The following is a 20,473-nucleotide window of genomic DNA, read 5'->3' as shown; positions in this document are numbered from 1 at the left end:
TGGAATAGAAATCAATCCAGGAGGTTCCTTATGAAACTGATGATTGCGTCCGACATTCATGGATCGCTCTATTATTGTGAAAAGATGATCGCATGCTGGAAAACAGAACGGCCCGAAAAACTGATTCTGCTCGGGGATTTGCTCTATCATGGGCCGCGTAACGATCTTCCGCGCGACTATAATCCCAAGGCGGTGATTGCGCTGTTAAACGGTATGAAGGACGAGCTGCTCTGCGTGCGCGGCAACTGTGAGGCCGAGGTCGACCAGATGGTGCTGGATTTCCCGGTTATGGCGGAATATATGGCGCTTTGGCTCGACGGACGGATGGTTTTTGCCACCCACGGACATCATTTCAACAAAGGGGCGCTTCCTCCGCTCAAAAGGGGCGATATCCTGCTGCATGGCCATACCCATGTGCAGGCGATGGAAGCGGTTGGGGACTATGTTTACCTGAACCCCGGTTCGGTCGCGATTCCGAAGGAGGGAAACGCCCACAGCTATATGACCTATGAGGACGGCTTGTTCACCATCAAGGATCTCAGCGGGAACGAGATCAGGAACTATAGCATCCGCTGACAGAAAGCGGACGATCAAAAAAGGCGGTGATGGAAATGGTCGCTTCCGAGCGGCGTGAAAAAATCAAAGAACTTCTGATGGCGGCGGGCCAGCCCGTCAGCGCAAGTGTACTTGCAAAGCAGATGGGTGTCAGCCGGCAGATCATCGTGGGGGATATCGCGCTCCTGCGCGCTTCCAATTTGACAATATCTGCCACCCCGCGCGGCTATATCCTTGCGCAGCAATCCGAACGGGAGCGTTGTTATACGGTCGCCTGCAAACATGGACAGGACCAGATTGCGCAGGAGCTGTACGCGGTGGTCGATAACGGCGGCGGTGTTATCGACGTGGTGGTCGAACATGCGGTCTACGGCCAGATTTCCGGCCAGCTGCACGTTTTTTCCCGCTACGACGCGGACTCCTTTCTGAGAAAGCTGCGCGCGAGCAGCGGTACGCCGCTTTCCGCATTGACCGGCGGCGTGCACCTGCACACCATCTCCTGCCCGGATCAGGAAACTTTCCGCCGCATCTGCGCGGCGCTCGCGGAAAAAGGCATCCTGTTTGAAAATTCTATACACTGAATCCCAAAGCGATTTTTTCGCGTATAAAAGGAGCGTCCCATCAGGGACGCTCCTTTGTAATCTGCGGATTACTTTTCAGGTTCCGCGGCGGCTTTTTTAGCCGGTGCTTTCGCGGCCCTTTTTGCAGCGGGTTTTTCCGCCTTTGCAGAGGTTTGCGCTTTGGTGGCGGGCTTTTTCGTGGCGGGCTTTTTCACAGCCGGTTTCTTGTCAGCGGGTTTTTCTGATTTTTCGGCGGTTTTTTTAGCGGGCTTTTCGGCAGCCGGAGCCGGTTCGATCGTCCACTGCTGATTCATGCCGTCCACGTCGTCCCAAATCTGGATGTTCGCGCCGTATGCGGCGACCATTGCCACAATGTCAAGGCAGCGCCCGGATTTTTTTGATTTGATGCGGACATAACCGTCGAGATCGTGTTCCAGATACCACTGCTGGGTATCGGTGGGCAGATCCTCCCACTGGTGGACCCAGGAGCCGCACTCGGTGCCGCCGTAGACGACGTCCAACGCCTTCCCGGAAAGTTTGTTAATCAGCTTGAAGGATGACTCGCCGCCGATGGCCTGCCATTGCTGCGCGTCGCTGCCGTCCTTATCCTGCAGCTGCACCAGGGCGCCGTTTTCCAAGCTCGCGTTTTCAATCCCAAGGGCCTTTTTGTTCACACGGGAAAGGATCAGGTAATACTGGTTTTTCTTGAAAGCCATCCTGTTCACACTCCTTAAGCAGTTGGTAGTTAATTTGCATATTTAAATTATACCCGCTCTGTTTAGATTGTCAAACGATTCCTGAAATTTACAGAGGATTCACCGACTTGGACAAACAGCAACGCATTTTATTAGTGGAATCACACAATTAAAATGGAAATATATTGAAAATAAAGGGAATTGACCAAACAGGCCAAGGAGAGTAAAATGGGAGCGTCAAAAAATAAAGCGGTGAGGTGACTGATTTGGACCCGATTGAACAGCGGATTCTTACGATTATCGATGAAAAAACGCCGGAACTGTATCGGTTTGCAAATGATATTTATTCCCGCGGGGAGCCCGGCTTCCGGGAATTTTGTACTGCTGGAAAAATTGCGCGGCAGTTTAGGGCGCTTGGCCTGCCGGTAGAGGAAGGGTTGGCGGTCACCGGCGTGAAGGCGCGGCTTGGCAGCGGCAGGGGTCCGACAGCGGCGGTCATCAGCGAGCTGGATGGGATCCGCTGCGCGGAGCATCCCTTTGCGAATCCGGAAAACGGTGTGTCGCATGCCTGCGGGCATCATGCGCAGATGACCGCGATGCTTGGCGCGGCGATGGCGCTTACCGACCCAGAGGTGCGCGAAGCGCTTGACGGCGACGCAGTCTTTTTCGCGGTGCCCGCGGAGGAGCATGTCGACGCTCCTATACGCCGGGAGCTGCGCGAGGCCGGGAAGATCCGTTTTAACGGCGGCAAGAGCGAGCTGATCCGGATTGGCGCGTTTGACGATGTGGATGTGGCGCTTACCACCCATGTTCATATGGTCGAATGCGGCAGTGATCTGTTGCTTGGAAATCTTTCCTGCAATGGTTTTGTTGCAAAGACGGTCGTTTTGCATGGCAAGGCGGCGCACGCGGCGAATGCGCCGCATCTCGCTGTAAACGCGCTCAATGCAGCCAGTTTGGGGCTTTCCGCCATCGGGATGCTGCGGGAAACCTTTCGGGAGCAGGATTATGTCCGTGTGCATCCGATCATCACGAAAGGCGGAAGCGCAGTCAATGTCGTGCCGGACGAGGTACGGTTGGAGATGCAGGTGCGCGCGAAGACGCTTGGCGCGATGCGCGCGGCAAGCGAAAAGGTCGACCGGGCATTCACCGGCGCGGCGTATGCGATCGGTGCGACTGCCGAAATTCTGGACGAACAGGGGTATCTGCCGATCATCGCGCGGGAGGCGGACGAGGTCCTTTTGAAATCGGCCGCGCTGCTCGAGGACGTGAGCTGGGAGCCGGTGGATATCATCCGCCACAACACCGCATCCACCGATGTGGGCGACCTGACGCATCTGCTGCCGGTCGTGAACTTCACCCACGGCGGATTTTCCGGATCATTGCACAGCCAGGATTTCACCATTACCGACGAATATAAAGCCCTGGCCGTTCCGGCCAAGCTGATGGCGCTTACCGTTTATCAGCTGCTCCGGGACGGCGGAAAGGAAGCCCGCCGAATCAAAGCGGAGTTCCAGCCAGTGTTTACAAAGGAAAGCTATACGGCTTATGTGGAAGGACTCGACAAAAAATAATAGAGAAACAGCCGCAAAAGCGGCTGTTTTTTTGCTTATTGGCCATTGGCCGGTATATTAAAATGACTTACGGCGAAACCGCAGACCTTCGCGAAGACCGTTTTCATGCGCCTGCCGGGCGGCTTCACCGGGCGCGCGGCGCGCGGCGTCCTGCCGGAAGTATTCTTCGAGCTGCCGCATGTCCTCCAGGATGAGCCCGTCCTCACCGGCGAGCGATTCGATGTGATGCCGGAATTCGTGGCGCAGTGTTTTACGCAGCTCGCGCTTGAGCGCCAGTGGGGCGAGATGGCCGAATACCCGTTCAAACGAGCCATAATAAAGAAAGACCGCCCGGCCGAGGAACCCGCCCGAATGGTACTCCCCAAGGATATAGAGATCATCGGCGCGGGCTGCCGGATTCGGTTTTGCCTCGGGCAGCAGGCTTACGCCGCCGTTGAGCTCGGCAAAAAAAGGCTCCGGCAGTTCATCAAGCAGTTCAGAAAGCATCTCCTGCATTTCGTCGATCGAAATCATCGCGGCCTCCTTGCGGTTTTGATGTTCCCAGCATAGCATGTTTGTGGCTTTGACGCAACTGTGGCTTGACAGAAAATACTTCCATGATATAATGAATCTGTATCAAATGAGACAGTTTTGGGGAGGAGTGCCTTGTGTCGCTGACAAACCGGCAAAAACAGCTGCTGCTCGGCAGTTTCCTGTTTGAGCAGATCCCCCCGCAGCTGGTGGAGGGATTCCTTGACGAGCTGCATGCCGAAAGCTTTGCGGCTGGCGCAGAAATCTATACAGCCAGCGCGTTCGCCCGCTCGGTGGGGTTCGTTACCAAAGGCGCGGCGGTTGTTCACAATGCGTCCGGCGTGCTGCTCAACACACTTGACGCCGGAAACTGCTTTGGAGTGGCGGCGCTTTTCTCGCCGGAAGAGGACTATATCGCAACGGTTTCAGCCAAAACGGCGGCACAGGTTGTTTTCATCACCGACCGGCAGCTGACCGGACTTTTTGCAGAGTTTCCGCAGACAGCGGTCAACTACATCGCGTTTCTTTCCTGCCGTATCCGGTTCCTCAATCGTAAGATTGAGCGTTTTACCGCGCCGAGCGCGCTGGAGGCCCTGCGCTTTTACCTGCTGGAGAATGAACAGGAAGGCACGGTGGTCGTTTCTCAGGGTTATGCACAGCTCGCCCGCCAGCTCAACATCGGCCGCGCTTCGCTTTACCGGAGCCTCGACGTGCTGGAGAAACGGGGGATTATCCGCCGCGCTGAGAAGACGGTTGCGGTTCGCATCCCGGCAGCCCTGAAACATCCATTCTGACAAAAATAATTTCCAATTGCATAAGGAGGACCTGTCCTATGAAAAAACGATCCGTCATTTTGCTGGCGCTCGCATTGACCCTTTCCTTTGCCGCCTGCGGCCAGGCAAAAGCCCCGTCTTCTTCCGTCATGCCTGAGAGTGCGCCCGCTTCCTCTGGAACAGCTGAGCCGGCTTCTGCCGAACCTGCCCTATCCGAAGCTCCCGCTCCGGCAGGACCCGTATTCACCATCCCCACCGACGATGTGGAGGTGCGCGTTGCGGCGCTCAAGGGCCCGACCGCGATCGGTATGGTCAAGCTGATGGAGGAAGCTGACGGCGAAGACCTTTCAAACTACAAATTCACGATGGCGGGCGCGCCGGATGAGATCGTCGGAAAAATCATCCAAGGAGAATTTGACATCGCTGCCGTGCCCACCAACCTTGCCGCAACCCTTTATAACAAGACCGAGGGCAAAGTGAAGCTCGCGGCGCTCAATACAATGGGAATCCTGTATGTTGTGGAAAACGGCGATACCATCCAGTCGATCGCCGACCTTGCCGGCAAGACGGTCTATTCGACCGGAAAAGGTTCCGTGCCGGAATTTGCGCTCAACTATATCCTTGCGCAGAACGATATCCTCGGGGAGGTAACCGTCGAATACAAGTCCGAGCACACCGAGCTTGCAAACCTGCTCGCGGCGGGCCAGGCGGATCTGGCGGTACTGCCGCAGCCGTTTGTCACCACCGTCACCATGCAGAATCCGGACATCCGCGTGGCGCTTGACCTGACTAAGGAATGGGATGCGGTTTCCGGCGGCGCGGGCGGCCTGACAATGGGCTGCATCGTCATCCAGCAGCAGTTCATCGAAGAACATCCCGAAGCGGTCAAGGCCTTTCTGGAAAACTACAGGGCCTCGGTCGAATTCGTGACCGACCCTGCCAATCTCGATGCGGCGGCCGAACTGGTTGTGGCGCGGGGCATCATCCCCAAAGCGCCGATCGCAAAAGCCGCAATCCCCGAATGCAGCATCGTATTCAAAACCGGTGAGGAGATGAAGACGATCGCCAGCGGATTCTATCAAGTGCTGTTCGACGCGGACCCCCAGTCAGTAGGAGGCAAGCTGCCGGATGAAAACCTCTACTTCCTCGGATAAACACCCGTTCCCGACAAGAATCATTGTGATCGTCCTCTGGCTGCTCCTGTGGCAGGCGGCTTATCTCGCTGTGGGGGAGGACCTTTTGCTGGCCTCTCCCGCAGCCACCCTTGTCCGGGTGGCCCAGCTCGCCGTGAGCGGCAGCTTTTGGGGAATCATCGTCCAAAGCCTCGGCAGGATCCTTACAGGATTCCTGTTGGGGCTCGTTTGCGGTACGGCGGTTGCTTTTGCCACCGCGCATTCCAGATGGGCCCACGCATTCGTTTCACTGCCGATGAATATCATCAAGGCAACGCCGGTCGCTTCCTTTGTGATCCTTGCGCTTGTGTGGATCAGCGGGAAAAACCTTTCGGTTTTTATCGCTTTCCTGATGGTGCTGCCGCTCGTGTGGTCAAATGTCCATCAGGGAATCAAAAGTACCGATCCGAAGCTTTTGGAAATGGCAAAGGTGTTCCGGTTGCCGCACGCCTCGGTTCTGCGTTCAATCACCGTGCCGGCAGCGCTTCCGTATTTTTTATCGGCCGCGCGGGTGGGACTTGGATTTTCGTGGAAAGCGGGCATCGCGGGCGAAGTCATTGCCATTCCCACGGCTGCGATCGGCACCCAGCTCTACAATGCAAAGGTCTACCTCGAAACGGTCGACCTGTTTGCCTGGACAGCGGTGATTATCCTGCTGTCGGTGCTGCTTGAACGGATGATGCTGGTGGGTTTTGACGCGCTGACCAAGCGCCTGAACCGTATGAAGCGGGAGGTGCGGGAATGAAGATCATATGCAGGGATGTTTCCTTTTCCTACGGTGAAAAGCAGATCCTGCGGGGCCTGAATTTTACGCTGCAGCCCGGCAGCCGAACCGCTCTGATGGGGCCGTCCGGCTGCGGAAAAACGACCTTGCTGCGCCTGCTTGCCGGGCTTGAACGCCCGGACACGGGAAGCATCGCAGGGCTTCCGCCGGAAGGGGTTGCGATGGTGTTTCAGGAAAACCGGCTGGTCGGACAGCTGACCCTTTTGGATAATCTTTCATTGGTAGCACCGCGCCGGCCGGCGCGGGAGCTGGAAACGCTGCTTTTGGAATTGGGGCTTGGGGAGGAAGCGGGGCGTTACCCAGCGGAACTTTCCGGCGGGATGAAGCGCCGCGCGGCGATCGCGCGGGCGGCGGCCTTTCAAAGCCCGCTGATGCTGCTTGACGAGCCGTTCACCGGACTTGATGAGCAAAACAGGGAGCGCGCCGCGCGGTTCCTTCTGCACCATGCGCGGGGCCGGGTCCTGTTTGCTGTGACCCACGATCCGGCCGAGGCGCGGCTTTTGGACGCCCAAATTTTGCAGATGCGGGACTTAGGGCGAAATGACGAAAAATAAGCCTGATTGCTTAGCAACTTATACAATAAATTTTGCTGAAAAGCGTTTTTGATTGGCCCGGATTTTTGTAGAAAAGGGAATAATATTGCAATATTTCAGAAAAAGTGTGAAAAGCGCATTGACGCACCGCGCAAATGTTGTTAGAATCATCACAATACAGAATCATGCAAATGCGATGAACAGGAATGGTTTCTGGAAGTTTCCGCCACAGAGAGCCGCCATCCGCTGAAAGGCGGCGTGAAAGCCCGGAGATTGATCCCCTGCGAGCAGTCAGCTGAACGGGAAACCCAGTAGGTGTGACCGGATTTCCACCGTTAACGGGAAACATATTCAACAACGAAACCGTGTTGCTTTGAGGTGGCCGCGCGGTCGGATTGTTCGATATGGCAGAGCGGCCGTGTACGTACGGCAACAAGAGTGGTAACGCGGGGCTTCGGCTTCGTCTCTTAAAAGTTTTAAGGGACGGGGCCTTTTTTGCGTTTCGGTTCTGTAACAGCAACTGTTTTACCGGCTGTAAAACAGAAGATTTGGAGGAAATCAAAATGAACGGCTTAACAATCATGGCAATCTCCCTGGTGGTGCTGGGCGGCGCGTATCTGGTCTATGGGCGCTACCTTGCAAAAACCTGGGGCGTAGACCCGAAAGCCAAGACCCCGGCCTATGAACTGGAGGACGGGGTGGACTATGTTCCCGCGGATGCCAATGTGGTCTTTGGACACCAGTTCGCTTCGATCGCGGGCGCGGGCCCGATCAACGGCCCGATCCAGGCGGCGATCTTCGGCTGGGTGCCGGTTCTGCTCTGGTGCCTGCTGGGCAGCGTCTTTTTTGGCGCGGTGCAGGACTTTTCCGCCATGTACGCCTCGGTGAAAAACAAAGGCCATTCGATCGGCATCATCATTGAAATGTATATCGGCAAGGTCGGCAAGAAGCTGTTCCTGCTTTTCTGCTGGCTCTTCTGCATCCTTGTGGTCGCCGCCTTCGCGGACATCGTCGCGGGCACCTTCAACGGTTTTGCCGCGGATGGCGCGATGATCGACGCGAACGGCTCGGTTGCAACCACCTCAATCCTCTTTATCGCTGCGGCGGTGGGGCTCGGGATGTTCCTCAAGTATTCAAAACAGAAAACCTGGATCAACACCACGGTGGCGCTTGTGCTGCTGGTTGCCTGCATTGCGCTGGGGCTTGCGTTCCCGATCCACCAGACCACTGGTTTCTGGCATATTTCGATCTTTATCTACATCTTTATCGCGTCGGTTGTTCCGGTCTGGGCGCTGCTGCAGCCGCGTGATTACCTCAACAGCTATCTGCTGGTCGCGATGATTGTCGCCGCGATTGTGGGTATCTTCGTCTATAACCCGTCGATCAACCTTTCCGCTTTCAACGGCTTCGTGGTAAAAGGTCAGTACCTGTTCCCGACCCTGTTCGTCACCATTGCCTGCGGCGCGATCTCCGGTTTCCATTCGCTCGTATCGTCGGGCACCGCATCCAAACAGATTAAAAATGAAAGGGATATGCTGCCGGTTTCATTCGGCGCCATGCTGCTCGAAGGCATGCTGGGCATCATCGCGCTGATCTGTGTGGCATTCCTTGCCTCCGGCGCAACCCTGCCGGAAGGAACCCCGCCGCAGGTCTTTGCAAGCGCAATCGCAACCTTCCTCACCAAGCTGTCGATCCCTGAATCGGTTTCCACCACCCTGATCCTGCTGGCGGTTTCCGCGTTCGGGCTCACCTCGCTCGATTCGGTGGCGCGTATCGGCCGCCTCTCTTTCCAGGAATTTTTCGCCGATCCGGACGCTGATCCGGCGAACCTCAGCCCTGCGATGAAGCTCGCTTCGAATAAATATTTTGCCACAGTCATTACGCTGGTGCTCGCGTTCATCCTCGCAAAGATGGGCTATGCAAATATCTGGCCGCTGTTCGGCTCGGCCAACCAGCTGCTCGGCGCGCTCTCGCTGATCGCCTGTGCGGTTTTCCTCAAACACACCAACCGCAAAGGCTTCATGCTCTGGATCCCGATGGTCTGCATGCTGGCGGTCACCTTCACCGCGCTCACCATGAAGATTGTCCAGCTTGCCACCGGCCTTTCCGCCTCGGCCAATGCCTTTGGGGACGGCCTGCAGCTTGTCTTTGCAGTCCTTCTCTTCGCGCTTGGCGTTGTGGTCGCTTTCCAGGGTATTCGCAAGCTGACCGAAAAGACCGGCGCAAAAGCCGCTGCGTAATTGTAATGATTAAAAAGGCGCGCACCGCTACACGGTTCGCGCCTTTTCGCGTTTGGGTCAGATGGCCGGGGAGAGGGAAACCGCCAACAGCCGGCCGAGGAACACGCCGAACACGCAGGAAAGGACGCTTAGGACGGCATAAAGGCTCCCAAGCACGGCCTGTCCGCCTTCGAGCAGGGTTAGGGTTTCCAGCGAGAAGGTGGAAAAGGTGGTAAAGCCGCCGCAGAATCCAGTTTTTAAAAACAGGACGAGTTCGCGCGGCAGCTGTGGGAACCGTTCGGATACACCAATGACCAACCCAATCGCAATAGCGCCGAGCAGGTTGGTGAGAAAGGTGGCCAGCGGGAAATCTCCCGACAGCGGCAGCATGCCGAGCAGATAACGGAGGATCGCGCCGGCCGCGCCGCCGATCCCGATTAGCAGGCAGGTTTTCATTTTGGACACTCCTTTTGACAGCCGGTATGCTCAGGGACGGCCCATCTCCATACGGTCGGCCTCGGTGATCGGGCGCAGCACGCGGCAGGGAATGCCCACCGCGAGCACATCCGGCGGGATGTCCTTTGTGACCACGCTGCCGCTGCCAATGACCGCGTTATCCCCGATGGTTACCCCGGGATTGACAACCACGCCCGCGCCGAGCCAAACATTGTTGCCGATGGTGACCGGACGGCCGAATTCAAAACCGCTGTTGCGCTGTTCCGGGAGCAGCGGATGGGTCGCGGCGGCAATGACCACGTTTGGGCCAAACATCACATGGCTGCCAATTTGGATTTTCGCGCAGTCGAGCAGGGTGCAGTTGAAGTTTGCATAAAAACCGTCCCCCACCGCAATATTATAGCCGTAGTCACAATGAAACGGCGGTTCAAACCAGCAGTCATATCCCGCGTGGCCGAGCAGCTCCTCCAGAATTTTTGCATGCTCGTCCCAGGCGCCGGGCGGCAGAGCGTTGTAGCGCATGGTGAGGGAGCGGGCGCGCAGGCGGTCGGCGACGAGCTGTTCGTCCCCGGGATGATAGAACCCGCCGGACAGCATCCGTTCTTTTTCGTTCATGGAAGGCCTCCTTCCTTCCGGCGCGCCGGAAGGCTTAAATTGATATCATTATATCCAATTGGCGGCCGCACATCAAGCGAAACCAGCGGCGCAGGAAAAAAAGTCCACTGCCCGGTAAAGCCGGACAGTGGAGCGGAAATCATCTATTTTTCATTTTCAGGCTCTTTCTCCCAGCTGGCAAGCTCGACTGAATCGCCGCTCTCCTCTTCGAGCGCGTCGCTCATCAGCTTGATCATTTCCAGCGTGCTGCGAAAACGCCGGGTTTTTTTCTGGTCAGCCCATTGGATCGTTCCCTGCCAGGTGGCGTTCTGCCGGAACTGTACCTGGACGATAAAAGTGGCCTTTTGCCCTTTTTCAGTTTCAAAAATGCTGTCATCCATATAGCGTTGAACCTCCTTCGCTTTGGAACGTGCCGGCGGCGCGGTGTTTTCCTTCCGGAAAGAACGGTAGTCGAAATAAACCTGCGGAAAGGACAGGGCATCAAACAGCCGGTCCATCCGGGTCGCCATATCGATGACCCCATGGAACTCGATGGGATGCTCTGCGAACGGATTATAAAGGCGGCCGGCCATTTCTGCAACGAATGCCTGGTCAATGCAGACGAGCGTTCGGGTGACATTGCTGGGAAGCATTGTGGAACCACGAATCGGCAAGCAACAATCCCCCTTTATAATTTACTGTTTTTATTATTGCATGGAACGGTCATACGACGGTCACAATTTCGAATCCAGACAAGATTTGATGTTGAGCAAATATGACCGCGTTTACAAAATGCGACAGAAACAGGAAAATCCAGCCAAAAACCGCCCGGCTGCGGTGAGCTTGCAGCCGGGCGGTGTCTGTTTTTCAGAGGATCGGGTCGAGGGGCTGTAAAGTGGTATGGAGCTTGACATCCTTCAGCTTGCATTCGGAACGGAACTTTTTACAGATCCGGCTGATAACCATCTCGCCATTTTCATAGGTAAGCGTAGGCAGCATGAGGACATATTGCGTCGAAGAAAAGCGGGAAATCACGTCGCCGCGGCGCAGGCTGGTACGCAGCGTTTCGAGCAGCTGGTCCATGATCCTGCTGAGCGTCTGCGGATCGGGAACCTCATCTTTCGAGTTGGTCACAGTGATGAGCCCGATAAAGACCGACTGGCCGGTGCGGGTGGCGGTGCGCGCTTCGAGCCGGTACATGTTTTTAAAGACCTCGTAGTCGCAGTAGAACGCGCCCTTGACGGCATTGCGCTCACTCAGGTCCTCCTTGATGATACCCAGGTCGGTTTCGACATTGTTGACCGATTTGACAATCTCGCGGTAGAGGTTGCGCATGGCGTCGGAGGGCCTGACGCCGAGCTCCCGGTAGAACAGATCGGTCACATAGTTATAATGGGCGAGCGCCTCGCTCTGCTTATTCTGCTTGACCAGCGCGTGGATCAGGTGTTTATGCGCGCCTTCCTCAAATGGATCGATCACAATGGCCTGTTCGCAGATAATCCGGATGTCGTCGAACTTTTCCTGTTTGATGAGCAGCCTGATCGCCTCATAGACACATTTGAAATAGATCGACCGGTAATAGCCGGTGAGGGGGACAACCCACTCCTCGCAATTCGACCCGGGCAGGAAATCACCTTTGTAGAGATCGAGCGCCTTGCGGTACTGCTCGATCCTGAATTCGCTCGGCTGCTCCACATCCGAAGCGATCCGGAAGGTCTTTTCAAATTCTTCAATATCCACCACACAGGGAAGCTGGTTGTTCCAGCGGTAGGAACCGCGATGAAAAATGATAATCTCTTTGGCAAAAGGGATTTCGTGGTTGGTGAAGAGGTTGCGAATCCGGTAGATCAGGTTTTTGAGTGCATTGGCGGGATTTTCGCTGCCGTCATTCGGCCAGAGCGCTTCAATCAGCTCGTCCTGTGAAACCGTCTTGTTGCGGAATGCAATCAGATATTCCAGAAGGTTCCAGAGCTGGTGGGTCCGGTTGAGGGTGTCGCTGAGGACCTTATCCTGCACGGTTAGCTTAAATCCACCGAGCATGCTGATGTAAATGGTATTGTCCTGCGGCGGTTGAACAGACTGATCCATGACCGAATTCCTCCAAAAATAAAGCATTATGAATAAATAGTCGGATTCTCTCAAGCTAAGTTTATCATATTTTGGGTAAAAGTAAAGTTCTTTTTAGACGGAATTTGTGACCGCTTATTCAGATCAGAAAATCTTTTCGGCCGAATATGAGGATAAAATAGGCTTTGCTTTTTCTGTCAAAATGTATATAATAAAAACATCTAACGATATCCTGCGGGAGGTCTATAATGGAAGAAAATCCGAATCCCGTGAACCGGGAACAGAACGATACGTCCCCACAGTCAAAAAATCAGCTCCAAACACCCGCGCCGAAAAAGCCCAATGGGCGCAGAAACCGCCTGCTGCCTGCTTTGCTTGCGGTAATTGGTGCGGCGCTGTTGGGATATTGCGCATGGACGTTCCTCTTTGCCGGGCAGGGGGCCTCCGCGCCCGCGCCCTCCTCGGAAGCGCCGTCTGTTTCTGCCTCCGAACCGGAGCCGGAACCCGGCTCCTCCGAATCTGAACCGGCCGATCCGCTCGCACCGTACCGGGAACAGGTCTATCCGGTCGGCAAGCTGGTCGGCACGCACGGACGTTCCGCCTATGTGGATAAATCGATGGTTTTGCGTGTCCCGCGCCTGAACCTTGTCTCCGAGGTGCGGGGCGGCTCGGATGACGAGACGCTCAAGGGCGGCGTTGGGCTTTACGAATATGGACAGGTTCCGGGCGAAGGGAACCCGAATGTCAGTATCGCCGGCCACCGGGATATCTATGGCTGCGAATTCCTCGATATTCAGACGGTCACCGACGGCGATCTGATGTACCTCGATTATGAAGGCAAGGAATATGTCTATGAATACGAGGGCACTGAGATTATCCAGGCCGATGACTGGGACCCGATCCGCATCAAGGATTATAACCGTCTGACCCTCACCTCCTGCGACCCGATCGGGACACACCTCAACCGGATCGTCGTTACCGGCCGTCTCATCGCGGTGAACGACCTGCCGGAGGAATCCGCGCCTAGCGCGTCCGGGGAAAGCGAGACGCTGGAAACGTCCGGTGCGCCTGCCGAACTTTCGGCACCGGAAACCATGACAGAAGGTCAAACCTGACATTTTGAGCAACACAGCAAAGGGGTTGCTGTATGAATATGTTTCGTTCCAAACAAATGATATTGGCTTTGCTTGCGCTGATGCTTGCCGTTTTGACGGCGGGCTGTTCTTCTGTGTCCCAAAACAACCTCCCCAGCCAGCCGCAGGTTCCGCAGGCCTCCCGGCCGGTGCAGGACGGGCTGAACCCGTCCGAACAGGAGAACCAGCTGCTGCCGCAGGGCGGAGGGCTTACCGAAATCCTGGATGGGGAGGTCCCGATAGCGGCGCGTCCGGTGCAGACCACCATCCGCGTGCCGGATGCGTCCGGCGTGACGACCTATTCGGGCGGTGGGGTGACCATCGACGCTTCGAATACTTCCGAAGGGTATGTGATGGTCAAGTGTTCGGCTGGCGGAAAGATCAAATTGCAGATTACCGGCAGCAACAAGACCACCTACACCTATGACCTTGGAAAAGGCGGCTATGAGGTATTTCCGCTGACCTCCGGAAGCGGAAGCTATTCGATCAAGGTCTTTAAAAATGTTTCCGGCAATCAGTACGCGCAGCTCTATTCAAAATCGATCAAGGTCGAGCTTTCGAGTTCGCTGCTGCCATATCTCTATCCGAACCAGTATGTGAATTTTTCCGCCGATTCCACCACCGTCCAAAAAGGAGCGGAGCTCGCCGCGGGAGCGGCGGACGACCTGGGCGTGGTGCAGGCAGTCTATAATTATGTGATCAGCAACATTACATACGATTACAACAAGGCTTCGTCGGTCAAGTCGGGCTATCTGCCGAAGGTGGACAGCGTCCTCGCTTCCGGTAAGGGGATTTGCTTCGATTACGCCGCGGTGATGGCGACCATGCTGCGCACCCAGAATATCCCCACGCGCCTGGAAGTCGGTTACGTATCGGGCGGCACCTATCATGCGTGGGTGAGCGTTTACCTCAAGGAGATCGGCTGGGTCAACGGGATCATCTATTTTGACGGCACCAGCTGGAAGCTGATGGACCCGACCTTTGCATCGAACGGCAACAGCAGTGACAGCATCATGCAGTTTATCGGCAATGGAAGCAACTACAGTACCAAGTATGTCTATTAGAATCTGCCTTACATAGAGGAAGGAGACCGGACCATGGCAAACAGGACGGGCGGGATGCTCTCCCCCAATGAAATCTCCACATTCTGCACCCAGATCGCAATGATCCTCAAATCGGGGATTCCGGTGAGCGAAGGCGTTGCAATTATGCGGGAGGATATGAAAAATTCCGATGGACAGCGGATCATCGGGGTGATCCAGGACCATGTGGAGGCGGGCGAACCGCTGCATATGGCGCTTGCCGCAACCGGCGTTTTTCCAAAATATGTGATCGATATGACCGAGATCGGCCAGCAGTCCGGCCGGCTTGATGAAGTCATGGATTCCCTCTGCGACTATTATGAGCGGGAGGAGAGTATCGCGCAGAGCGTCAAAAGCGCAATTACCTATCCGCTCATCATGATTGCGATGATGGTAATTGTCATCGGTGTGCTGATTGTAAAGGTTCTGCCGATTTTCGCGCAGGTGTTTGCACAACTCGGCGCTGAGATGTCCGATTTTTCGGTGGGCATCATGAACTTTGGCAGCGCCGTCGGCCGGTATTCCGCGGTGATTGTGGGCGTGATCGCCGTGTTGGCGGCCGCCTATTTCGTGATGCGTGCGACCAAGGGGGGCCGCGACATGCTCAGTCGTTTCCGCGCGACCTTCTTCCTCACTCGCAAGCTGTCCGCCAAGATTGCTTCGGGACGGTTCGCTTCGGCCATGTCGCTGATGCTCTCGAGCGGGCTCGACACCGACCAGTCGCTCGAGATGGTCGGGCATCTGGTGGACAATGTGACCATCAGCGAAAAAATCGCCGCCTGCAAACAGTATATTGCCCAGGGCGTTTCCTTTTCGGACGCGCTGGCGAAAACAGAAATCTTTACCGGCGTCTATGCCCGGATGATTTCGGTTGGATTTAAAACCGGTTCTGTCGATACGGTCATGAAAAAGCTGGCCGACCGTTATGAAGATGAGATCGACGCGCAGATCGGCAGCACCATTTCGACTTTGGAGCCGACCCTGGTGGCGGTGCTTTCCATTATAGTCGGCATGATCCTTTTGTCGGTGATGCTGCCGCTCATGGGCATCATGTCATCGATCGGCTAAAGGGCCGGTTTTCCCTTGCGGGCAAAGCCCGCAGGCCCGCCGCCTCTGGCGGCGGTGCGGCGAAGCCGGTGAAAACCGGCTGTGCGTGCCGCCTTTGCGGCGTGAAAACTTGAAAGGGAGGACGGTGGATGAAAAACCGCTTTGCGAAATCCAGACGCAGCCATATGCTGCTGCGCGGCCTGGTGCTGCCGGCCGTTTTATTCGCTGTGATCTCGGTTCTATTCGTGCAGGGCATCCAATCCGTTTCGGCCGCAGCCAGCGCCGAGCAGCTCAAATCCACCCGGCAGGCGATCACCCGTGCGGCGGTGCACTGCTATGCGGTGGAGGGCGCCTATCCACCAAGTCTGGAGTACCTGGAAGAGAAGTACGGCCTGCGCATCGACCGGGAAAAGTATCTGGTGGATTACCAGTGTTTTGCTTCAAATATCATGCCGGACATCACGGTGCTCGGTTTGGAGCCTGCAAAAGATCCCAAATAATCCTGGAAAGGAGGCGGCGCGATGAGAACGCCCAGAAAAACCCACGCCCATATGGTGGACCTGCTTTTTACGCTGGCGCTGTTCTGCGTCTTCGCGGCCTCGTCGCTGATGGTGGTGATCATCGGCGCGAACGTTTATAAAGGTACCGTTTCCAGTATGAACGGAAACTTTAACCTGAGGACCTCCCTTTCGTATGTTGCGCAGAAAGTCCGGCAGAACGATCTTATGGGCGGCGTGCGGCTCGAACAATTTGGGGAAGGCAATGCCCTGGTGCTTGAACAGGAGCTTGAAGGAGAAACTTACCAGACCTGGATTTATTATGACAGCGGCGCGATCAGGGAACTTTTTGTCGCGGAGGGGGCGGATATGAGCCCTGCGGACGGCGAAGAGATCATGCGGGCCGGCGGTTTTACGGCTGAACAGGCAGGAGAAAGCCTTTACCGCTTCACGGTGACCGATGAAAGCGGCAAAAGCGCGCAGATTGCGGTGAGCCCGCGGTGCGGCTGATACGGGGACCATGGAAAGGCAGGTGACGCCCTGTGAAAATTGAATTGAAGCGGCGTTCTTCCAAGTCGGGGTTATTCCTGATGGAGCTGATGATCGCGATCCTGTTTTTTTCGCTTGCAAGCGCAATCTGCATCCGGCTGTTTGCTTGGGCGCATCTGACGAGCGTGTCGAGCAGCGAACTCAGCATGGCGACCGTTACAGCACAGACTGCGGCCGAATGCTTCAAAAGCGCGGACGGTTCGGCGGAAAAACTCACCCAGCTTCTGGACGGCGCACAGCCTGCGGGGAACGGCGTGGCGGTTTACTACGATCGGGACTGGGCTCCGGCAAGTGAATCCCTGGCCGCTTACCGGTTAAATGTGGTGCTTATCGAAGGAAACCCCGTAATTGCGCGGATCGATGTGGAAAAGATGGGCGGGGAGACAGTCTTTTCACTTGAAGTGGGCGAATATCTGGAAAATGAAGAATACTATCCGCTGGGCGCGTAAGCCCGCCGGAATACGATACGAAAGAGGAGGGATGCAGGATGAAGCGGAGCGCTGAAACCGGCGTGAATGTCGGCGGCGCATCGATCCTGGTGATCTTTGTGCTTTTGTGCCTGACAACCTTTGCAACCCTTTCGCTGGTGAGCGCGAACGCGGATCAGAAGCTTTCCCGGAAAACCGCTGAAGCGACGGCGGCATACTATCAGGCGGATGCTTCGGCACAGACGCTGCTTGCAGAGATTGACTACCAGTTGAAACAGATCCCACTGGACAGCCCCGAAAGTTATTTTTCAGCCGCGGAAACCCGAATGCCCGGCGGTGTAACGCTCGAACAGGACGCGGGATCGTTTTTTGCATCTTACGAGGTGCCGATTGACGAGAGCCACACACTGAAGGTGCGGCTGCTGCTCATTTATCCCGGCGGCGCCGGCCAGCCGCGTTACGAATTGGCCGCCTGGCAGTCCGTGTACACCGGAGAATGGGAAGCGGACGATACCCTCAATCTTTGGGATGGCGGGGAAGAAATGAACCTGATGGGCTCCTGAGCTTTTGGAAAGGGAATACGGATGGATATTGCTGCAATTTTAACCGAAGCGGTCCGGCAGAAAGCGTCGGACATCTATGTGGTGGCCGGCCTGCCGGTCTGTTACAAGGTGAACGGCCACATCGTGCGCACAAATGAGGAGAGCCTCATGCCCGCGCAGACGGAGGAATTTGTCCGAGGGGTCTATCAGCTTGCCGGGGGACGGGACGTGAACGATGTGCTGCTCGGCGGGGACGACGACTTCTCCTTTGCAATCAAAGGGGTTTCACGCTTTCGCGCGAACACTTATAAACAGCGTGGTTCGCTCGCGTCGGTGATCCGGGTGGTCACTTTCGACTTGCCGGATCCGAAGGACTTGGGCATCCCGGAGGTCATTCTGGAGCTCGGCAGCCGTTCCAAAGGGCTGGTGCTTGTCACGGGGCCCGCGGGCAGCGGAAAAACGACCACGCTCGCGTGTGTTATCGACCGGATTAACCAGACCCGCAGTTCGCATGTGATCACACTGGAGGACCCGCTCGAGTATCTGCACCGGCATAAGAAGAGCATTGTGAGCCAGCGCGAGATTACCACCGATACCGACAGCTATGTGAAGGCTTTGCGTGCGTCGCTGCGGCAGTCGCCGGATGTGATCCTGCTTGGGGAGATGCGTGACTATGAGACGATCAACGTGGCCATGACGGCGGCGGAAACAGGGCATCTGATCATTTCAACGCTGCACACGATCGGCGTGGCGAATACCATCGACCGCATCATCGACGCATTTCCGCCGAATCAGCAGCATCAGATCCGCATCCAGCTTGCCATGGTGCTGCAGGCGGTGGTTTCCCAGCAGCTGATCCCTACGACCGACGGCAAGGTGGTGCCCGCGTTCGAGATCATGCTTGTCAACGGCGCGATCCGCAATATGATCCGCGAATCGAAGGTGCATCAGATCGACACGGTGATCTATTCGTCGGCGGGCGAGGGGATGGTCACGATGGATGCGAGCCTGTTGGCCCTGTATAAACAGGGAAAGATTTCCGAAACGGATGCAATTGCATATTCCACCAATCCGGATACGATGGCCAAAAAGTTGAAACTTTAAGAGAAATCCCTAAAGAGGAACTGAATTCCATTCGGTTCTTCTTTTTATTTGTAATAATGCACTAGAAAATTTCGATAAATTTACCACATAGTGACCAAATCACGAAAATGTAAAAAAGACTTGATCTCTTGGTAAAAAAGGTGCAATATGGTAACAGAATGAAGGAAGGACGGATTGGAATTTCATGTTTACGCGCAGAGATCTCTTTAATCTGATCGTGCCGCTGGTGATCGAACAGATCCTAAACGCGACCATCGGCATCGCGGATACCGTCATGGTGGCGCAGGTTGGGCAGGTTGCGGTATCCGGCGTTTCACTTGTGGATTCGATCAATCTGCTGCTCAACAGCATTTTTGCAGCCCTCGCAACTGGCGGCGCCATCGTGGCGGCGCAGTACCTCGGACGAGAGGATCGCGAAAATGCCAATATCGCCGCCAAACAGCTCTTGATGGTGACAACCGGGGCTGGGCTTCTGGTGGGGGCTGTCTGCCTGATCGGGAAGGCTCCGATCCTTTACGCGCTGTTCGGTTCGGCGGAGTCCGCCGTCATGCAGAATGCGCAGACCTATTTCTGGATCTCGGCGCTGACTTATCCGCTGATCGCGCTCTATAACGTGGGGGCGGCGCTGTTCCGCGTGCAGGGGAATTCCCGCGTTTCGATGCTGGCCGCGCTCATCATGAATATCATCAATATCTCACTGAACGCGCTGTTTATCTTTGGATTTCATATGGGCGTCGCGGGCGCGGCGCTCGGTTCCCTCGCGGCGCGTGCGTTTGCCGCGGTGTTCCTGATGTTCCTGCTGCATAAAGGCGAACACCGCATCCATTTGGAGTGGGAGCAGGGAATTCGGCTGGATGGGCGAATGGTGAAGAATATTCTTCGGCTCGGTATCCCAAACAGCCTCGAAAACAGCATGTTCCATATTGGCAAGATCCTCGTAGCGGGGCTCATCACCTCATTCGGGACGGTCGCGCTGGCCGCGAACGCTGTTTCCAACAGCATCCTTGCAATGGCGCAGATCCCGGGCGCGGCGGTCGGTCTGGCGATGATCACCGTTGTGGGGCAGTGTGTCGGCGCGCGGGATTTTTTGGCTGCGAAGAGCTACACCATCAAGCTTATGGGGGTATCCTATGGGCTGATGATCGGCTGCAACCTGTTGGTCTTTTTCTTATTAAACCCAATCATCGCCTGTTTTGCGCTTCCAGCGGAGACTGCTGAAATCGCCTGGGAAATCTCCGCGCTGGCCTGTGTCATGGACTGTATCGCGTGGCCGCTCTCATTCACGCTGCCGAATGGCCTGCGGGCCGCGAACGACGTCCGGTTTACCATGACCACTTCGATCTTGTCAATGTGGATCTTCCGGGTTGGATTCAGCTATTTTTTGGGGCAATACCTTGGCTGGGGCGTGTTTGGCGTTTGGGCCGCGATGTGCATCGATTGGATCTTCCGGTCGGCCGTATTCACAGTCCGATTTGTACGAGGCAGATGGATGAACAAAAACTTTATCTGAGATTGGATGGCTCGGGTCAATGGTGAAGCATGGATTTTTATGGTTCGCAATTGGGGCTGTGACAGCATGTTTAGCCTGGACAGGGAAAA

23 protein-coding genes and 1 other annotated feature are annotated in these 20,473 nt (G+C 55.9%); of the genes, 17 read left to right on the top strand and 6 right to left on the bottom strand.

Features of this window, described 5'->3' with window-relative positions:
* Window positions 1–30 precede the first annotated feature (30 nt).
* Both yfcE and DWV16_RS08740 read left to right on the top strand, forming a co-directional pair.
* Entirely contained in the window at window positions 31–576 is a 546-nt protein-coding gene (gene yfcE, locus DWV16_RS08745) for a phosphodiesterase (RefSeq protein WP_066458334.1), read from the top strand.
* A 35-nt stretch (window positions 577–611) separates the two neighbouring features.
* Entirely contained in the window at window positions 612–1,136 is a 525-nt protein-coding gene (locus DWV16_RS08740; RefSeq protein ID WP_066458336.1) for a transcription repressor NadR, read from the top strand.
* A 68-nt stretch (window positions 1,137–1,204) separates the two neighbouring features.
* On the opposite strand, the gene DWV16_RS08735 is transcribed toward DWV16_RS08740, so the two are convergent.
* On the bottom strand, window positions 1,205–1,831 hold the full coding sequence (locus tag DWV16_RS08735; protein WP_118478763.1) for an RICIN domain-containing protein: 627 nt from the start codon (window positions 1,829–1,831) through the stop codon (window positions 1,205–1,207).
* Window positions 1,832–2,076: 245 nt separating this feature from the next.
* Here DWV16_RS08735 and DWV16_RS08730 point away from each other — a divergent pair, with 245 nt between their 5' ends.
* Window positions 2,077–3,384 (top strand): amidohydrolase, encoded by a 1,308-nt coding sequence (locus DWV16_RS08730; protein WP_118478761.1) that lies wholly within the window; start codon window positions 2,077–2,079, stop codon window positions 3,382–3,384.
* A 57-nt stretch (window positions 3,385–3,441) separates the two neighbouring features.
* On the opposite strand, the gene DWV16_RS08725 is transcribed toward DWV16_RS08730, so the two are convergent.
* Entirely contained in the window at window positions 3,442–3,897 is a 456-nt protein-coding gene (locus DWV16_RS08725; RefSeq protein ID WP_243007299.1) for a metallopeptidase family protein, read from the bottom strand.
* Between the two features lie 134 nt (window positions 3,898–4,031).
* Here DWV16_RS08725 and DWV16_RS08720 point away from each other — a divergent pair, with 134 nt between their 5' ends.
* From DWV16_RS08720 to DWV16_RS08700, 5 genes are all read left to right on the top strand, one after another.
* A complete protein-coding gene (locus DWV16_RS08720) occupies window positions 4,032–4,688 on the top strand; it encodes a Crp/Fnr family transcriptional regulator (RefSeq protein ID WP_066458352.1) in 657 nt (218 codons plus the stop codon).
* A gap of 38 nt (window positions 4,689–4,726) precedes the next feature.
* Window positions 4,727–5,821 (top strand): ABC transporter substrate-binding protein, encoded by a 1,095-nt coding sequence (locus tag DWV16_RS08715; protein WP_118478759.1) that lies wholly within the window; start codon window positions 4,727–4,729, stop codon window positions 5,819–5,821.
* Window positions 5,796–6,584 carry an ABC transporter permease gene (locus DWV16_RS08710; RefSeq protein ID WP_118478757.1) on the top strand — a complete coding sequence of 263 codons (789 nt, stop codon included), beginning with the start codon at window positions 5,796–5,798 and terminating at the stop codon, window positions 6,582–6,584. The genes DWV16_RS08715 and DWV16_RS08710 overlap by 26 nt, the downstream gene beginning before the upstream one ends.
* Window positions 6,581–7,177 (top strand): ATP-binding cassette domain-containing protein, encoded by a 597-nt coding sequence (locus DWV16_RS08705; RefSeq protein WP_066458359.1) that lies wholly within the window; start codon window positions 6,581–6,583, stop codon window positions 7,175–7,177. Before DWV16_RS08710 ends, DWV16_RS08705 begins: the two co-directional genes overlap by 4 nt.
* A 166-nt stretch (window positions 7,178–7,343) precedes the next feature.
* Window positions 7,344–7,627, top strand: a binding site (T-box leader).
* Window positions 7,628–7,719: 92 nt separating this feature from the next.
* Entirely contained in the window at window positions 7,720–9,396 is a 1,677-nt protein-coding gene (locus tag DWV16_RS08700) for a carbon starvation protein A (RefSeq protein ID WP_066458363.1), read from the top strand.
* Window positions 9,397–9,453: 57 nt separating this feature from the next.
* Here the strand turns inward: DWV16_RS08700 and crcB are convergent, their stop codons facing one another.
* The 4 genes from crcB to DWV16_RS08680 form a co-directional block, all read right to left on the bottom strand.
* Window positions 9,454–9,831: a fluoride efflux transporter CrcB gene (gene crcB, locus DWV16_RS08695; RefSeq protein ID WP_066458365.1), complete on the bottom strand. Its 378-nt coding sequence runs from the start codon at window positions 9,829–9,831 to the stop codon at window positions 9,454–9,456.
* A gap of 30 nt (window positions 9,832–9,861) precedes the next feature.
* Window positions 9,862–10,446, bottom strand: coding sequence for a sugar O-acetyltransferase (locus tag DWV16_RS08690; protein ID WP_118478755.1), 585 nt, complete (start codon window positions 10,444–10,446; stop codon window positions 9,862–9,864).
* 143 nt (window positions 10,447–10,589) lie between these two features.
* A complete protein-coding gene (locus tag DWV16_RS19575; protein WP_242863646.1) occupies window positions 10,590–11,099 on the bottom strand; it encodes a hypothetical protein in 510 nt (169 codons plus the stop codon).
* A gap of 193 nt (window positions 11,100–11,292) precedes the next feature.
* On the bottom strand, window positions 11,293–12,513 hold the full coding sequence (locus tag DWV16_RS08680; RefSeq protein WP_158572829.1) for a BTAD domain-containing putative transcriptional regulator: 1,221 nt from the start codon (window positions 12,511–12,513) through the stop codon (window positions 11,293–11,295).
* A 227-nt stretch (window positions 12,514–12,740) separates the two neighbouring features.
* On the opposite strand from DWV16_RS08680, the gene DWV16_RS08675 reads away from it, so the two are divergent.
* The 9 genes from DWV16_RS08675 (at window position 12,741) to DWV16_RS08635 (ending at window position 20,384) form a co-directional block, all read left to right on the top strand.
* Window positions 12,741–13,607, top strand: coding sequence for a sortase (locus DWV16_RS08675; RefSeq protein WP_118478751.1), 867 nt, complete (start codon window positions 12,741–12,743; stop codon window positions 13,605–13,607).
* A 32-nt stretch (window positions 13,608–13,639) separates the two neighbouring features.
* Window positions 13,640–14,689, top strand: a complete 1,050-nt coding sequence (locus tag DWV16_RS08670) for a transglutaminase-like domain-containing protein (RefSeq protein ID WP_243007298.1) — start codon at window positions 13,640–13,642, stop codon at window positions 14,687–14,689.
* Between the two features lie 33 nt (window positions 14,690–14,722).
* Window positions 14,723–15,775 carry a type II secretion system F family protein gene (locus DWV16_RS08665; RefSeq protein WP_243007297.1) on the top strand — a complete coding sequence of 351 codons (1,053 nt, stop codon included), beginning with the start codon at window positions 14,723–14,725 and terminating at the stop codon, window positions 15,773–15,775.
* Window positions 15,776–15,903: 128 nt separating this feature from the next.
* Window positions 15,904–16,254, top strand: a complete 351-nt coding sequence (locus DWV16_RS08660) for a hypothetical protein (RefSeq protein WP_066458386.1) — start codon at window positions 15,904–15,906, stop codon at window positions 16,252–16,254.
* 21 nt (window positions 16,255–16,275) lie between these two features.
* The gene (locus DWV16_RS08655) at window positions 16,276–16,761 is read left to right on the top strand and encodes a DUF4860 domain-containing protein (RefSeq protein ID WP_066458390.1); all 486 of its coding nucleotides are present in this window, start codon (window positions 16,276–16,278) and stop codon (window positions 16,759–16,761) included.
* Between the two features lie 32 nt (window positions 16,762–16,793).
* Complete coding sequence (locus DWV16_RS08650; protein ID WP_118478749.1) at window positions 16,794–17,249, top strand: hypothetical protein; 456 nt, start codon at window positions 16,794–16,796, stop codon at window positions 17,247–17,249.
* Between the two features lie 38 nt (window positions 17,250–17,287).
* Window positions 17,288–17,791, top strand: coding sequence for a hypothetical protein (locus tag DWV16_RS08645; RefSeq protein ID WP_066458396.1), 504 nt, complete (start codon window positions 17,288–17,290; stop codon window positions 17,789–17,791).
* 21 nt (window positions 17,792–17,812) lie between these two features.
* Window positions 17,813–18,874, top strand: coding sequence for a type IV pilus twitching motility protein PilT (locus tag DWV16_RS08640; RefSeq protein ID WP_066458398.1), 1,062 nt, complete (start codon window positions 17,813–17,815; stop codon window positions 18,872–18,874).
* 184 nt (window positions 18,875–19,058) lie between these two features.
* Window positions 19,059–20,384, top strand: coding sequence for an MATE family efflux transporter (locus tag DWV16_RS08635; RefSeq protein ID WP_066458400.1), 1,326 nt, complete (start codon window positions 19,059–19,061; stop codon window positions 20,382–20,384).
* Window positions 20,385–20,473 lie beyond the last annotated feature (89 nt).

The sequence above is a fragment of the Anaerotruncus sp. AF02-27 genome, assembly GCF_003465835.1.
Lineage (GTDB): Bacteria > Bacillota > Clostridia > Oscillospirales > Ruminococcaceae > Anaerotruncus > Anaerotruncus rubiinfantis.
The sequence above is the reverse complement of the archived record's forward strand: the minus strand, read 5'-3'. Positions and strand labels throughout refer to the sequence as shown.